Raw genomic sequence first — 209 nt, forward strand, 5'->3', positions numbered from 1 at the left:
TACTACGGTGCTGAATTTACTGCTGCCAAGGTCATGCGCTGGCTGCGAGACGCTGCAATCGGTCCGGCCTTCATCGCGCCTGGCAGTCCGTGGCAAAACGGGTTCGTCGAGAGCTTCAACGGCAAGTTGCGTGACGAATTGCTGAACCGGGAATGGTTCCGCAGCCGCGCCGAGGCCAAGTTGCTCATCGAACGCTGGCGGCAGTTCTA

The 209-nt window shown here is 59.8% G+C and carries 1 protein-coding gene; it reads left to right on the forward strand.

Annotated elements, in window-relative coordinates; translation table 11 throughout:
- On the forward strand, window positions 1-209 hold a 209-nt coding region (locus tag U5771_RS35530; protein WP_322028233.1), incomplete at both ends, for a transposase.

It is taken from the genome of Burkholderia sp. BCC1977, from assembly GCF_905339595.1.
Taxonomy (GTDB): domain Bacteria; phylum Pseudomonadota; class Gammaproteobacteria; order Burkholderiales; family Burkholderiaceae; genus Burkholderia.